The organism is Flavobacterium sp. PL12 (assembly GCF_039123485.1).
GTDB lineage: Bacteria > Bacteroidota > Bacteroidia > Flavobacteriales > Flavobacteriaceae > Flavobacterium > Flavobacterium weaverense.
Genome location: NZ_JBANDI010000005.1, coordinates 122,627 through 136,542, shown reverse-complemented (window position 1 = coordinate 136,542; position 13,916 = coordinate 122,627). Strand labels below are relative to the sequence as shown.

General features: G+C 32.6%; 12 protein-coding genes. 8 read left to right on the top strand and 4 right to left on the bottom strand.

Features of this window, described 5'->3' with window-relative positions; translation table 11 throughout:
- Positions 1-80: 80 nt before the first annotated feature.
- From RCH19_RS04160 to yajC, 3 genes are all read left to right on the top strand, one after another.
- On the top strand, positions 81-1,187 hold the full coding sequence (locus tag RCH19_RS04160) for a Glu/Leu/Phe/Val dehydrogenase (RefSeq protein ID WP_343022163.1): 1,107 nt from the start codon (positions 81-83) through the stop codon (positions 1,185-1,187).
- A gap of 184 nt (positions 1,188-1,371) precedes the next feature.
- The gene (gene nusB / locus RCH19_RS04155; protein ID WP_121925710.1) at positions 1,372-2,283 is read left to right on the top strand and encodes a transcription antitermination factor NusB; all 912 of its coding nucleotides are present in this window, start codon (positions 1,372-1,374) and stop codon (positions 2,281-2,283) included.
- Between the two features lie 30 nt (positions 2,284-2,313).
- Positions 2,314-2,586, top strand: coding sequence for a preprotein translocase subunit YajC (gene yajC, locus RCH19_RS04150; RefSeq protein ID WP_121925633.1), 273 nt, complete (start codon positions 2,314-2,316; stop codon positions 2,584-2,586).
- 61 nt (positions 2,587-2,647) lie between these two features.
- On the opposite strand, the gene pepT is transcribed toward yajC, so the two are convergent.
- Complete coding sequence (pepT, locus tag RCH19_RS04145; RefSeq protein ID WP_343022162.1) at positions 2,648-3,895, bottom strand: peptidase T; 1,248 nt, start codon at positions 3,893-3,895, stop codon at positions 2,648-2,650.
- A 138-nt stretch (positions 3,896-4,033) separates the two neighbouring features.
- On the opposite strand from pepT, the gene RCH19_RS04140 reads away from it, so the two are divergent.
- Complete coding sequence (locus RCH19_RS04140; RefSeq protein ID WP_343022161.1) at positions 4,034-5,071, top strand: quinone-dependent dihydroorotate dehydrogenase; 1,038 nt, start codon at positions 4,034-4,036, stop codon at positions 5,069-5,071.
- Here RCH19_RS04140 and RCH19_RS04135 read toward each other — a convergent pair.
- Both RCH19_RS04135 and RCH19_RS04130 read right to left on the bottom strand, forming a co-directional pair.
- Positions 5,039-5,746, bottom strand: a complete 708-nt coding sequence (locus RCH19_RS04135) for a DUF3307 domain-containing protein (RefSeq protein WP_343022160.1) — start codon at positions 5,744-5,746, stop codon at positions 5,039-5,041. The two genes, RCH19_RS04140 and RCH19_RS04135, sit on opposite strands and share 33 nt — an antisense overlap.
- The gene (locus RCH19_RS04130; protein ID WP_343022159.1) at positions 5,743-6,354 is read right to left on the bottom strand and encodes a SatD family protein; all 612 of its coding nucleotides are present in this window, start codon (positions 6,352-6,354) and stop codon (positions 5,743-5,745) included. The genes RCH19_RS04135 and RCH19_RS04130 overlap by 4 nt, the downstream gene beginning before the upstream one ends.
- 181 nt (positions 6,355-6,535) lie before the next feature.
- On the opposite strand from RCH19_RS04130, the gene RCH19_RS04125 reads away from it, so the two are divergent.
- The 3 genes from RCH19_RS04125 (at position 6,536) to RCH19_RS04115 (ending at position 9,441) form a co-directional block, all read left to right on the top strand.
- Positions 6,536-7,399 (top strand): hydroxymethylglutaryl-CoA lyase, encoded by an 864-nt coding sequence (locus RCH19_RS04125; protein WP_343022158.1) that lies wholly within the window; start codon positions 6,536-6,538, stop codon positions 7,397-7,399.
- Positions 7,400-7,501: 102 nt separating this feature from the next.
- Entirely contained in the window at positions 7,502-7,927 is a 426-nt protein-coding gene (locus RCH19_RS04120; RefSeq protein ID WP_343022157.1) for a hypothetical protein, read from the top strand.
- A gap of 119 nt (positions 7,928-8,046) precedes the next feature.
- On the top strand, positions 8,047-9,441 hold the full coding sequence (locus RCH19_RS04115) for a DUF5723 family protein (RefSeq protein WP_343022156.1): 1,395 nt from the start codon (positions 8,047-8,049) through the stop codon (positions 9,439-9,441).
- Positions 9,442-9,444: 3 nt separating this feature from the next.
- Here RCH19_RS04115 and RCH19_RS04110 read toward each other — a convergent pair whose 3' ends face one another.
- Positions 9,445-11,949 carry a cation-translocating P-type ATPase gene (locus tag RCH19_RS04110; RefSeq protein ID WP_343022155.1) on the bottom strand — a complete coding sequence of 835 codons (2,505 nt, stop codon included), beginning with the start codon at positions 11,947-11,949 and terminating at the stop codon, positions 9,445-9,447.
- Positions 11,950-12,108: 159 nt separating this feature from the next.
- On the opposite strand from RCH19_RS04110, the gene guaB reads away from it, so the two are divergent.
- On the top strand, positions 12,109-13,581 hold the full coding sequence (gene guaB / locus RCH19_RS04105) for an IMP dehydrogenase (RefSeq protein ID WP_121925624.1): 1,473 nt from the start codon (positions 12,109-12,111) through the stop codon (positions 13,579-13,581).
- Positions 13,582-13,916: the final 335 nt, after the last annotated feature.

Here is a 13,916-nt window from a genome sequence, read left to right as displayed (position 1 = left end):
AACGCATCTTTAATTTTTTGTGTAAATTTGAATTGTCTTTTTGACTAATTCGTAATTTTATCAATATAAAAATATACACTATGAGTACAGCTTTCACAACAGGAAAGGAGCTTCAAAAAATGGATCCCGTTTTTGGTCAATTGTCATTTAATGATCATGAGCAAATTGTATTTTGCAACGACAAAGATACGGGTTTAAAAGCAATTATTGGCATTCATAATTCAGTTATGGGTCCAGCTTTAGGAGGTACAAGAATGTACAATTATGCAACAGAGTGGGAAGCGTTGAATGATGTTTTACGACTTTCTCGTGGAATGACATATAAAGCAGCGATTACTGGATTAAACTTAGGTGGCGGAAAAGCAGTTATTATTGGTGATCCAAAAACTCAAAAGACTCCTGAATTAATGCGCAAATTTGGTGAATTTGTACATTCTTTAAGCGGAAGATATATTACTGCTGAAGATATGGGAATGGAAACCAGCGATATGGACATCGTGAGAGATGTAACTCCTTATGTAACTGGAATCTCTGAATCAAGAGGTGGTTCTGGAAACCCGTCACCAATTACGGCTTATGGTGTTTATTTAGGAATGAAAGCAGCTGCAAAACAGCAATATGGTTCAGATGTTTTATCTGGTAAGAAAGTTTTAGTGCAAGGAATTGGTCACGTAGGCGAGACGCTAGTAGATTATTTAACTAAAGAAGGTGCAATAGTTACTATCGCTGATATCAATGAAGAAAGATTAGCTGAGGTAGGAGCAAAGTATAATGCTGAAATTTACAGAGGAGATGATTTATACAGCGCAGACGTTGATATTTATGCGCCTTGTGCAATGGGAGCAACATTAAATGACGCAACTGTTCATAAGATCAAAGCAAAAGTAATAGCAGGTGCAGCTAACAATCAATTAGCTGATGAGAACTTTCATGGTAAAATTTTACAAGAAAGAGGAATTGTTTATGCTCCGGATTTCTTGATCAATGCTGGTGGAATCATAAATGTGTACGCTGAGTTAGAACATTATGGTAAAGAAGAAATCATGCGTAAAACAGAAAACATCTATAACACAACTTTAGAGATTTTTGATTTTGCTATTGCTAACAAAATGACCACTCATAAAGCGGCTTTGACAATTGCTCAAAATCGTATTGATCAGAGAAAATTAGAGAATAGTAAAAAATAGTTTTCATTATATATTGAACCCTTTCTGATTTCCATTACTATGATGGAACAGAGAGGGTTTTTTTAATACTTTTAAAATAAGCGATTATATATTTTATTTTGAAAAAGGAAATACTTATTTTTGCACGCTAATTAATAAAAGTTCTTACAAGGTGGTAAATAGAAGACACATTCGCGTTAAAGTTATGCAGTCCATTTATGCGATGCATCAAAGCGGTTCAGATAATCTAGAGAAAGAAGAAAAGTTCCTTTTTTACAGTATCGATAATATTCAAGATTTATACCTTATAATGCTTTCTTCGCTAATTGAAATTTGTAAAACAGAAACTGTCTTTTTACATAAATCAAGTCTAAAGCATCTTGCTACTCCAGAAGAGCGTAATCCAAATGAAAAATTCATCAAAAACGAAATTTTTCAAATTCTTTCAGAAAATAACTCATTAAGTATCGCACTTGAAAATCGCAAGATCAACAATTGGTCTTTGAACGATGATTATATCTTATTGCTTTTAAGTGATATTAAAGCAAGTAAGATATATGCTGACTACATGAGTAATACTGTAAATAAGTTTGAAGAAGACCGACAGTTTATTGTTGACTTATTTATGGAAGTTATCGTTCCTAATGAAAAGCTGTATGAGTATCTAGAGGATGATAAATTAACTTGGGTTGATGATATTCCATTAGTAAATACGCACATCATCAAGCAGTTGAAAACAATAAAATCTGGTGAGAATGATAATTTCAGAGTTCCGAAATTATATAAAGATAATGAGGATAAGGATTTTGTTAAAGATTTGTTTAGAAAAACAGTCCTAAACGAAAAAGAATTAGCAAAGGAATATTTAGATAAGACTCCTAACTGGGATAGTGATAGAATCGCTGAAATCGATACTATTATTCTTAAAATGGCAATTTGTGAATTTTTGAAATTCCCATCAATTCCAGTTAAAGTAACACTTAATGAATATTTAGAAGTTGCAAAAGAATATTCTACTCCAAAAAGCAGTATTTTTATCAACGGAATTTTAGATAATTTAGTAAAAGAACTTGAAAAAAGTAAAAGAATCATTAAAGCTGGTCGCGGTTTAATGTAGTAATTAACAAATAAAAAGAGAATTAAAATTATGGAACAATTAACTCAATTTGCACCCTTTATATTAATGTTTGTGGTGATCTATTTCTTCATGATCAGACCACAGCAAAAAAGAGCAAAAAATGAAAAAGAATTTGAAAGCGCTTTAAAAGTAGGTGATAAAATCATTACTAAAAGTGGTCTTCACGGTAAGGTTTCTGAGTTAGCAGATACAACAGTTGTTGTAGAAACAATGTCAGGAAAATTAAAGATGGAGCGTTCTGCTATTTCAATGGAAATGAGTGCTGCATTAAGTAAAAAATAGTATTACTGAATAAATTAAAAATCCCAAATTCTTATCATTAGAATTTGGGATTTTTTTTGCTTTACTTCGAAGGTTGTATTGCAGTTAGTTCAGCAATTTTGACAATTACTTCTACTGCTTTTTGCATACTTTCTGCTGGAACATATTCATATTTCCCATGGAAGCTATGCCCACCTGCAAAAATATTAGGACAAGGCAATCCTTTATATGACAATTGGCAACCATCTGTCCCACCTCTAATAGGTTTGATTAACGGTTTTATTCCAATTTCTTTCATTGCTTTTTCAGCAATATCTACAATGTGCTTGACAGGAAGTACTTTTTCCTTCATATTATAATACTGGTCGTTGATTTGTGCAATCGCTATATCTTCACCAAATTGCTTAGCAAATTTCTTGTTTATTTTGCGAGTGATTTTTTCGATCAACTCCTTGCGTTTTTCAAACTTTTTCTTACTATGATCACGAATAATTAATTCTAAAGTAGTTTCTTCAATACTTCCTGTTAAATGATGAACGTGGAAAAAACCTTCATATCCTTTTGTAGTTTCCGGTGTTTCTTCTGGCGGTAATTTGCTGATAAAAGTATTAGCGATTAACATAGAGTTGATCATTTTTCCTTTAGCATAACCCGGATGTACACTTTTACCTTTAAAGGTGATTTTAGCACTAGCTGCATTAAAGTTTTCATACTCTAATTCTCCCACTTGACTTCCATCCATAGTGTAAGCCCAATCAGCTCCAAATTTATCTACATCAAAATGATGTGCTCCGCGACCAATTTCTTCATCAGGAGTAAACCCAATTCTGATTTTTCCGTGCTTGATTTCAGGATTATTGATCAGGTATTCCATTGCTGTAACAATTTCTGTGATACCTGCTTTGTCATCTGCTCCTAATAATGTCGTTCCGTCAGTAGTAATTAGCGTTTGTCCTTTATAAAGCAATAAATCTTTAAAGTAGCTTGGTGATAAGACAATATTTTTCTCAGCATTTAGAATAATATCTTTTCCATCATAATTAGGTACAATCTGAGGTTTGATATTCGCTCCAGAAAAGTCAGGCGAAGTATCAAAGTGAGAAATGAAACCAATCGTTGGTACTTCATGATCTACATTGCTGGGTAAAGTAGCCATGATGTATGACTTATCATCTATTGTAACGTCTTGCATTCCAATAGTCTTTAATTCCTCGACCAGTTTATTAGCTAAATCCCATTGTTTTTTTGTGCTTGGAGTAGTTTCTGAACTTGCATCAGATTCCGTATCTATAATAACGTAACTGATGAAACGATCTATAATATGTTGCATGTTTTTATGTTTTATGCAAATATAATCATTTTTTCAGGAGCATTATTTAGGGTTAAGAAAATGATTTAGTAAAATGTTTTGTAAATATTTATTTATCACCTATATAATTCTATTTTTGCACAACACAACAATTATCTCATGTACAAACTACTACTTCGTCCACTTTTTTTCTGTTTTGATCCAGAAAAAGTTCACTATTTTACTTTTTCATTGATTCGTTCGCTTTCTAAAATACCTGGTTTTGCATCAATCTCAAGATCTCTATATTTAGTTGATGATAAGCGATTAGAGACTGAAGTTTTTGGACTTAAATTTAAAAACCCAGTAGGATTAGCAGCTGGTTTTGATAAGGATGCTAAGTTGTATGATGAATTGTCAAATTTTGGTTTTGGTTTTATCGAAATAGGAACTCTTACGCCAGTTGGACAAGAGGGAAATCCGAAAAAGCGATTGTTTAGACTAAAAGAAGATTCCGCGATAATCAACAGAATGGGTTTCAATAACGGCGGTGTTAAGGAAGCGGTGGAACGATTAAAGAAAAATAAAGGAGTTTTAATTGGTGGAAACATTGGTAAAAATAAATTAACGCCAAATGAAGACGCTACTTCAGATTACGAAATATGTTTTGAAGCACTTTTTGACTATGTTGATTATTTTGTAGTGAATGTGAGCTCACCAAACACACCAAATTTAAGAGAATTACAAGAAAAAGAACCATTGAAGCAATTATTGAATACGCTTCAAAACAAGAATTTGGCTAAGCCAAAGCAGAAACCCATCTTATTAAAAATTGCTCCAGATTTAACTGATTCTCAATTATTAGATATTATTGAAATTGTAAAAGAAACTAAAATTGCGGGAGTAATAGCTACTAATACGACACTTTCACGTGAAGGATTACAATCAGAGAATAAAGGAGAAATGGGCGGATTGTCAGGTAAACCTTTAACTAGTCGTTCCACTGAAGTGATTCGTTTTTTATCTGAAAAAAGTAATAAATCCTTTCCTATAATTGGAGTAGGTGGAATTCACACAGCAAAAGATGCTTTAGAAAAATTAGATGCGGGTGCAAGTTTAGTACAATTGTACACTGGTTTCATTTATGAAGGTCCTGCTTTAACTAGATCAATTAATAAAGCAATTTTAAAAAGAAAATCCCAAGCTAATTTGAACTAAAAATCCAATTACCATAGCAATTCCAAAACTTATTAAAGTTCCTATTAGCACATATTCAGTTAGCATTCTGTCTTTTGCTTCTTTTAAATCACCAAATCGAAAGATTGATTTTGCTGCTAATAAAAATCCTATTGCTTCAAAATGTCCTGTTACAATAAAGCAGAATACAAAAAGTCTCTCTAATATTCCAATGTAATTTCCAGCATTTTGAAGTGATTTTGTTTTGTTTTTCTCTGGTGTCCAAATCGAAATTATGTTCTTTATAATTATCGAGCTAGGCTTAGTAAGAAAAATGAAAGACGTTACTACAATCCAGAATTGATTTCCTATCGCACTAAAGTCAAGCGTTGTATTGTTGTATGATAAAGCAATGGTAATAATAACTAATAAATTAAAAATATGTTTTACAGAAAACCAATTTCGTTTAGTTCTTGTTGTTTGAAAGTTCAATTGTAATAAATCAATTATTCCGTGTGATAGCATTAGAAGTGCTGCCATCCAAATAAAATTTATATCACAAATCAAAATTAATATTAAGGCAAAATATACTATTGCGTTGCTATAGAAATAGATGCTTTTATATTTTTTACTTTCTTTATCTCTTACCCATGATGCAGGTTGCAATAAAAAATCACTTAATAAGTAGGCTAAAATAAGTTTTACAAAAAGAATCATTCTACTATTGTTTTAATTTTTTTTCTAAAATGACGTTCCAGTTCAATTATTAGTTCATAGTTTGAACGCTTTTGTCTTCTACTTACAGCAGCTTGATTTATACCTATTTTCAAACCAATTTCTTCTTGTGAAAGTGTTGGATTTTGTAATGCAATTAGTATAAATTCAGCCGACTGTTGTAGCCAATTATCCATGAAAGATAAACTTAATTTTAGCATCAAATTTATTTCTTGATCAAATTCTTGATTAGAAGAGTGTATAGCTAAGTTTAGTTTTTGCTTTTTTAGAGTCTCAAATGTTTCTCCTGAACGAATAAAAGCCGTTCCATTACTCTCCGCTATTTTTCGTGTTTTAAATGTTTTTTCACCAAATCCGATGCTGATTCTAGCATCTAATTTGATTGATTTGAAAAATGCTTTAATTTGGAACGCAACAAATAAGGCATTTTCAGGATTTTTTATTTCGAGTTGAAACTCATCTCCGCGATATATTTCCCAATTATTTGGAGTTTTGCCAAAGGTGTTTAGCAGAGCTTTTAAGTCATCCATCCAATTTGAGGACGTTAACTTTCTAGAATTGATTATATCGGCTGTGAGTATTGCAGTCATATTTCAAAAGTAACTTAATATTTGATAAAAAACAATTATATTACCATAATGTGTAATATATTGTTTTATTACATAAAAGTGTAATATTTAATTATATTACGATAAAGTGTAATATTTACTGTTTTATATTAATTAGAAAACGATTTCGTAAAAAGAATTTCTTTAGTATCTTTGGCTACCTATGGAGCCAATAAAAATTATAGAATGTCCGCGCGACGCAATGCAAGGCATTAAGCCCTTTATTCCTACTGAGAAAAAAGTAGCTTATATTCAAGCTTTGTTAAGAGTGGGTTTTGATAGTATCGACTTTGGGAGTTTTGTTTCACCTAAGGCGATTCCGCAAATGCAAGACACTGCTGAAGTTTTATCACAGCTAGATTTGTCTCAAACAAATAGCAAGTTATTAGCGATTATTGCTAATACACAAGGTGCAAAATTAGCTTCGGTACATTCTGAAATACAATATTTGGGTTTCCCTTTTTCAATATCTGAGAATTTCCAAATGCGAAATACACATAAGACGATTGCAGAGTCATTAGTCACTTTACAAGAGATTCTTGAAATTGCAGATCATACTAACAAAGAAGTAGTAGCTTATTTATCGATGGGTTTTGGTAATCCTTATGGTGATCCCTGGAATGTAGAAATTGTTGGTGAGTGGACGAGCAAGCTTGCTGATATGGGTGTTAAAATTCTATCGCTTTCTGATACAGTGGGAAGTTCTGCGCCAGATGTTATATCCTATTTATTCTCAAATCTAATTTCTGCCTATCCTAATGTGGAATTTGGAGCTCATTTGCACACCACTCCTGATAAATGGTTTGAAAAAATTGACGCTGCTTACAAAGCTGGTTGTCGTCGTTTTGATGGTGCTATTCAAGGTTTTGGTGGTTGTCCAATGGCAACTGATAATCTAACAGGTAATATGCCAACAGAGAAATTACTATCCTACTTCACTGCTGAAAAAGCAACTACTAATTTAAGTCCGACGAGTTTTGAAAGCGCTTATAACGAAGCTTCAAAATTATTTGGCGAATACCATTAAAATTTTTCTATTGTAAAAAAAGATTTTTTTAGTATTAAAAGCGTAATTTAGAATCGACGTATTTAATATTTTGCTTGCAACTCCTCTTTTAATTAGAATAGTATGATAGTAAGAAGTTCAAATCTATTTTTAGTAGCATTGCTTTCCTTCTTTGCTTATTCGTGCTCTAGTGATTTAGATTTCAGTCAGGCTAACGATTTAAAGATAGAACCTGTTATTATTACAAACTTAGGCTCTTTTGAAATCGATTCAAAAGATTTCGCAGGCAGTGGAATACAACAAACTAGTTTTAGTGAAGAAACAACAATTGAATTATTCAATGATTCTTTTTTTAGACGTCGATTAAAAAAAGTGGAGCTTTACTTCGAACTTTCAAACACTATCAATCGTGCATATGTTGTTGGTCTTTCTTTTTTAAATAAGAATGATGATATTGTCTACTCACAAAGTCTATCGATTCCAGCATATATCTTTGGAGAAAATAAAATCCCAATAACTGATATCATAGTTGGCTCTTCACTTGAATAGTTAAAAGAAACTACTAAAATTATTTTTAATCTCAATCAATCCCTTCAATCTACGAGTATTTCTGTCAATCAAGGTACGCTTAAAATGAAATCAGGGCTCACAGCTTATTTAGTAGTAGAATGAGAAAGTCTATAGTAATTTTAGCATTGTTACTTGCTCTCAATTGCTTTTCGCAGAATAAGCAAATCTTATATAATTTCACTTCAGTTCCGCAGTCGTTACTCACTAACCCAGGATCTGATTTTAAATATGACTGGTATTTTGGTATCCCACTAATTTCTGGTATTTCTGCTAATGCGGCATCAAGCGGCTTCTCTGCTTACGATTTATTCGCCGATAATGGAATCGACTTTGATAAGAAGTTAAAAGCTGTAGTATTTTCCGCCAGCAGAAATGATAAACTGTCGGTAAATCAACAATTAGAGATTTTTAATGGTGGTTTTAAAATTGCTGGAGAAAAGGGCGATTCTCATATTTCCTTTGGTATGTATCAGGAATTGGACGCATTGAGTTATGTCCCAAAAGACTTTGCTATTTTAGCATTAGATGGAAATAGAGATTACTTAGGTAAAGTTTTTAATTTGGAAGATTTAAATGTTAAGGCAGAAATGTTATCTGTATTTCATATTGGCTTTCATAAAAATATCAATGAAAAACTTATTGCAGGTTTTAGAGGAAAGATCTATTCAAGTATTTACAATGCTACTTCTACTTCTAACTCTGGCTATATTTACACGATTCCATCATCTCTAGGAGTTTATGAGCAAGTAATGTATTCTCAATTACAGCTAAACACTTCGGGAATTGCTAAATATGATGATAAAAATGATGATTCTAATGTTGTCAAAGACATAACTAAAAGAGCCTTTTTAAGCGGTAATTTAGGACTCGGGTTTGACGCTGGTTTTACTTATTATCCAAAGAAAAACATACAACTTACTGCTAGCGTTTTGGACATTGGTTTTATAAGACATTCGAAAGAAGTTGAGAGTTTATCTTTAAAAGGTATTTACAATTATAAAGGAGTGATTCCAAAATTCAGTTCCGGCGAATCGATTGAAAACGCTTATGAAGAATTTAAAGAAGCTATACCTTTAGATACTTTATATAATAACTACACAACATGGCGTCCTATTAAGTTTAATGGTTCAGTTCAGTTTTCTTTTAACGAAGAAAGACCTGAGGATTGCGATTGTTTGGATTATAATTCTGAAACGACTTTTAAAAGCGCAGTAGGAGCACAGTTGTTTATGATGACAACACCGAGAACTCCTCTAGTAGCTTTTACGACTTATTATAGAAGAAAATTGTTTAAGTCTTTACAACTGAAAGCAACCTACACTCTAGATTCGTATTCTTATAAAAATATTGGATTAGGATTATCAAGTCACTTTGGACCTGTAAATTTATATGTTCTTGCTGATAATCTTTTGGAATATCATGATGCAAGTAAAGCAAATAGTCTTTCCTTTCAATTAGGACTTAATGTCATAATACGGAAAACAAAAAAATAAAAATTATTTATTATAATGTACTTTTCTTCTTTTAAATGCTTTATATATTTCTATCCATAAAACAGAAATAAAACCAACTAAAACGCTCAAAACTATTTGGGAAGCAGAAACTCTTTCGAACTCAAAAAAGCTTGCAAATAAAGGTACGAACAATAAAGCTGCGGTAAGTAAAACTGTTGCGCTTATAATAATGAAGACTAAATTGTTTTTGTATTTCAAAGTAGTCAGTACAGAATAATAGAAGGAACGATTTGTCAACGTTAGAAAGATATTTGAAGAAATCAATGTTAAGAAAACTAAAGTTCTAGTAGTACTTTCAGAAGAGTTGCTGTAAAGGCAGTATTGATAAACAAATAATAGTCCTATTGTAATAACTATTCCTTGAACTATGCTGATTGTAATTTCTTTTAATTTAAAAAAAGTATTTGTAAAAGGGCGTGGTTGTACTTGCATTAAATTTCGTTCCATAGGTTCGTTTTCGTAAATAATGGAACACGTTGGCCCCATAATTATCTCAAGAAATATTACATGTACCGGAGAAAATATATTAGGATAAATCCATCCTAAGGCGAGCGGAATGAACACAATCAATATGATGGGAATATGTATTGAAATGATATACTGTATCGCTTTTTTTAAGTTGCTGTAAATTTTTCTTCCCATGGCGATAGCGTCGATCATTTTAGAAAAATCATCATCGACAAGGATTAGATTAGCCGCTTGTTTAGCAATTTCAGTTCCCTTTTTTCCCATTGCAATTCCTATGTGTGCTGATTTCAAAGCGGGTCCATCATTCACACCATCACCAGTCATAGCAACGATTTGATTATTATCTTTTAAAGCTTTAATAATTTTTAGTTTGGCTTCAGGAAACATTCTTGTAAAAATGGCAGTTTCCATGACGCGTGCTTTAAGAGTTTCCTCATCCATTGCCATTAATTCATCTCCATTCAATGTTTTGTCTGCGTTTCTAAAACCTATTTGCTTCGCAATTGTTGCAGTAGTTTCGGCATTATCACCGGTTACAATTTTTAATTGAATTCCAGCATCGTACAAGGTTTCAAAAGTAGCTTTTATATTCGCTTTTGGAGGATCATAAAAAGCTACTAATCCTTTAAATTCAAATGAAAAGTCTTGCTGTTTTACAGGATAAGTATTACCTGAAAATGGAGTAAGTCCAACACCTAGAACGCGATAACCTTGTAACGCCATTTTTTTCATTGCAGATAAAACCTGCACTTTCTCTTCTGAGGACAAATTTGAAGTCGCTATCAATGCTTCGGTTGCACCTTTAGCAGCTATAATTCGTTTTCCATTTTTATTTTCGAAAACGTGAGTCATCATCGGCGGTTTTCCTGATAATGGGTATTCGTGAACTAATTTAAAGTTAGGACGTTCATCTGCAATATTCAATTTTGAATAGGCATCATGTAAAGCAATTTCCATAGGGTCGAAAGGAATTGGCTCACTTGCCCACATTGCGATTGTCAATAGTTCAATAGTACTATTCTCAGAAAAATTATCATTTATACTGTTGTCAGATAAAGTGTAACATTGCGCTAAACTCATTTTGTTCTCAGTAATAGTTCCTGTTTTGTCTGTACAAATAACCGTGGCACTACCTAAAGTTTCAACAGTCTTTGTTTGCTTTACAATAATTCCCATTTTCAATAATCGCCAAGAACCAAGCGCCATGAAAGTGGTAAAAGCCACGGGGATTTCTTCTGGAATAATACTCATGGCAAGAGTCAATGCTTTTAGCAGGCTGTCTAAAACTTCATTTGAATTGTAATAATTTATTGCCCACACAAATGCAAAAATCACTAAACCAACTAATGACATTTTTTTTACGAAGTTCCCCATTTGTACTTGTAAAGGAGTTTTTTCCTCTACAATGCTTTCTAAGCTTTTCCCTATTTTTCCAAGCTCAGTTTTGTTTCCAACAGCGGTTACTTTACAAATTGCTAAGCCACTTGTTACAATAGTTCCAAGAAAAACAGTTTTTATAGTTGACGACTCACTTTTAAGTATCGCCATTGATTCTCCCGTTAATACGGATTCATTTACAGCAAAGTCGTTGGATTTGATAATTATTCCATCAGCAGGAATAAAGGTTCCTTCTTCACATTGTAGTAAATCTCCAACTACTATCTCTTCGCTTACTATATTTAAGGTCTCGCCGTTACGAATCACTTTACTTTTAGGTTGCGATAGCTTTTTTAAAGCGTTGACAGCTGATCTACTTTTTGACTCTTGGTAAAGTGATATAGCAGAGACTAATAGAATTGCGGCAGCCATGAAAATACCATTTCCATAATCACCAGTTATAAAGTAAATACTTGTCGCTGTTAACAGTAGTAAGAACATAGGTTCAACCACCATTTCTTTAACTGAATTTAGAAAGATATTTTTTTTCGCGTGATCTATAGTATTGGCACCAAATGATGTTCTAGATTGTAATACATCTTCAGTAGAAAGACCTTTCAAATCAGTTTCAGATTCTATCATACGTAAATAATTATGGATTATTTAAAGGAAACTAATTAATGCTTTTACCTCAAAGAATTGAGTTTGAACCGCAATTTAATTATTTATTCTGCAAGAACTCTGTTTTTTTACTTAAGATTATGTATATTTGCACGCAATTAAACTCCAACTACAATTGCAATGATCGCACACAACTCTAAAATTATCGGTGAAGGATTAACTTACGATGATGTTTTATTAGTTCCAAATTACTCAAATGTGCTTCCACGCGAAGTGAGTATCAAATCAAAATTTTCAAGAAATATAACGCTTAATGTTCCTATAGTATCCGCTGCTATGGACACAGTGACTCAAAGTTCTATGGCAATAGCTATGGCGCAAGAGGGAGGAATTGGTGTTTTGCATAAAAATATGACTATTGAGCAGCAGGCTGCTAAAGTTAGAAAAGTAAAACGTGCTGAGTCAGGAATGATTATCGATCCTGTAACTTTACCGTTGACTTCTACAGTTGCAGATGCTAAAAATGCTATGAAGGAATATGGTATTGGCGGTATTCCAATTGTAGATGAAAATAAAATTCTAAAAGGTATTGTAACTAATAGAGATTTGCGTTTTGAAAAAAATGGCGCAAGAGCTATTGTTGAGGTTATGACTACTGAAAATTTAGTGACCGTTCCAGAAGGTACTTCTCTAGAGCAAGCAGAAATTGTTTTACAAGGACATAAAATTGAAAAATTACCAGTTGTAAATGACAAGTATGAATTGGTTGGTTTAATTACATTCAGAGATATTACTAAATTGACTCAAAAACCAAACGCAAATAAAGATAAATTTGGACGTTTAAGAGTAGCTGCTGCCTTAGGTGTTACTGCTGATGCGGTAGAAAGAGCAACTGCTTTAGTAAACGCTGGAGTTGATGCTGTAATCATTGATACAGCTCACGGACATACAAAAGGTGTTGTAGATGTATTAAAAGCGGTAAAAGCTAAATTTCCAGAATTAGATGTTATAGTAGGTAATATTGCTACTCCAGAAGCGGCTAAATATTTAGTTGAAAATGGTGCTGATGGTGTAAAAGTAGGTATTGGTCCAGGCTCAATATGTACAACTCGTATTGTCGCTGGTGTAGGATTTCCACAATTTTCTGCTGTACTTGAAGTAGCTGCGGCTATAAGAGGAACAGGTGTTCCCGTAATTGCTGATGGTGGAATACGTTACACAGGTGACATTCCTAAAGCAATTGCAGCGGGTGCTGACTGTGTTATGCTAGGATCATTGCTTGCAGGTACAATGGAATCTCCTGGAGAGACTATTATATTCGAAGGAAGAAAATTCAAGTCTTATCGAGGAATGGGTTCTGTTGAAGCGATGCAAGAAGGTTCGAAGGATCGCTACTTTCAAGATGTTGAAGATGATGTTAAGAAATTAGTTCCAGAAGGAATTGTAGGTCGTGTGCCATACAAAGGCGAATTAAACGAGAGTATGCAACAGTTTATTGGTGGTCTTCGTGCAGGAATGGGTTATTGTGGTTCAAAAGACATTCCAACTTTGCAAGAGACTGGACGTTTTGTTAGAATTACTGCCAGTGGAATTAATGAAAGTCATCCTCATAATGTGACTATTACAAAAGAAGCTCCAAATTATTCAAGATAAATTTCTTTTTGAAATCTAAAAAAGGCTATTAAAATAATTTTAATAGCCTTTTTTTTATTCGTACCTAATCTCTTTTTGGTGCGTTTTTCTTATCTCTTTTTTCTTCTTTCTTTTCCTTTGCTGTTTTTAAAGGCTCTTTTTTCGCAACTTTCTTTGCGTCTTGACTTTTTGCCATGATCTAGATATTTAAAATTAGGTTTAATTATTGTAAGTAAATATATGTAATTTTTTTTGATTTCGAATCAATAAAAAGTTTAAAAAAATCCCCAACTACTTTAGTAATTGAGGATGTATATTTAAAATTTCGAATTAGATAGTTTTAAATTTTATTTACT

Bases quoted from the DNA above. Each gene is read 5' to 3' on its own strand.
- RCH19_RS04125 (WP_343022158.1), top strand. From the start codon at position 6,536: ATGGAGCCAATAAAAATTATAGAATGTCCGCGCGACGCAATGCAAGGC.
- RCH19_RS04140 (WP_343022161.1), top strand. From the start codon at position 4,034: ATGTACAAACTACTACTTCGTCCACTTTTTTTCTGTTTTGATCCAGAA.
- RCH19_RS04110 (WP_343022155.1), bottom strand. From the start codon at position 11,949: ATGATAGAATCTGAAACTGATTTGAAAGGTCTTTCTACTGAAGATGTA.
- RCH19_RS04135 (WP_343022160.1), bottom strand. From the start codon at position 5,746: ATGATTCTTTTTGTAAAACTTATTTTAGCCTACTTATTAAGTGATTTT.
- RCH19_RS04120 (WP_343022157.1), top strand. From the start codon at position 7,502: ATGATAGTAAGAAGTTCAAATCTATTTTTAGTAGCATTGCTTTCCTTC.
- pepT (WP_343022162.1), bottom strand. From the start codon at position 3,895: ATGCAACATATTATAGATCGTTTCATCAGTTACGTTATTATAGATACG.
- RCH19_RS04130 (WP_343022159.1), bottom strand. From the start codon at position 6,354: ATGACTGCAATACTCACAGCCGATATAATCAATTCTAGAAAGTTAACG.
- yajC (WP_121925633.1), top strand. From the start codon at position 2,314: ATGGAACAATTAACTCAATTTGCACCCTTTATATTAATGTTTGTGGTG.
- guaB (WP_121925624.1), top strand. From the start codon at position 12,109: ATGATCGCACACAACTCTAAAATTATCGGTGAAGGATTAACTTACGAT.
- RCH19_RS04115 (WP_343022156.1), top strand. From the start codon at position 8,047: ATGAGAAAGTCTATAGTAATTTTAGCATTGTTACTTGCTCTCAATTGC.
- nusB (WP_121925710.1), top strand. From the start codon at position 1,372: ATGCAGTCCATTTATGCGATGCATCAAAGCGGTTCAGATAATCTAGAG.
- RCH19_RS04160 (WP_343022163.1), top strand. From the start codon at position 81: ATGAGTACAGCTTTCACAACAGGAAAGGAGCTTCAAAAAATGGATCCC.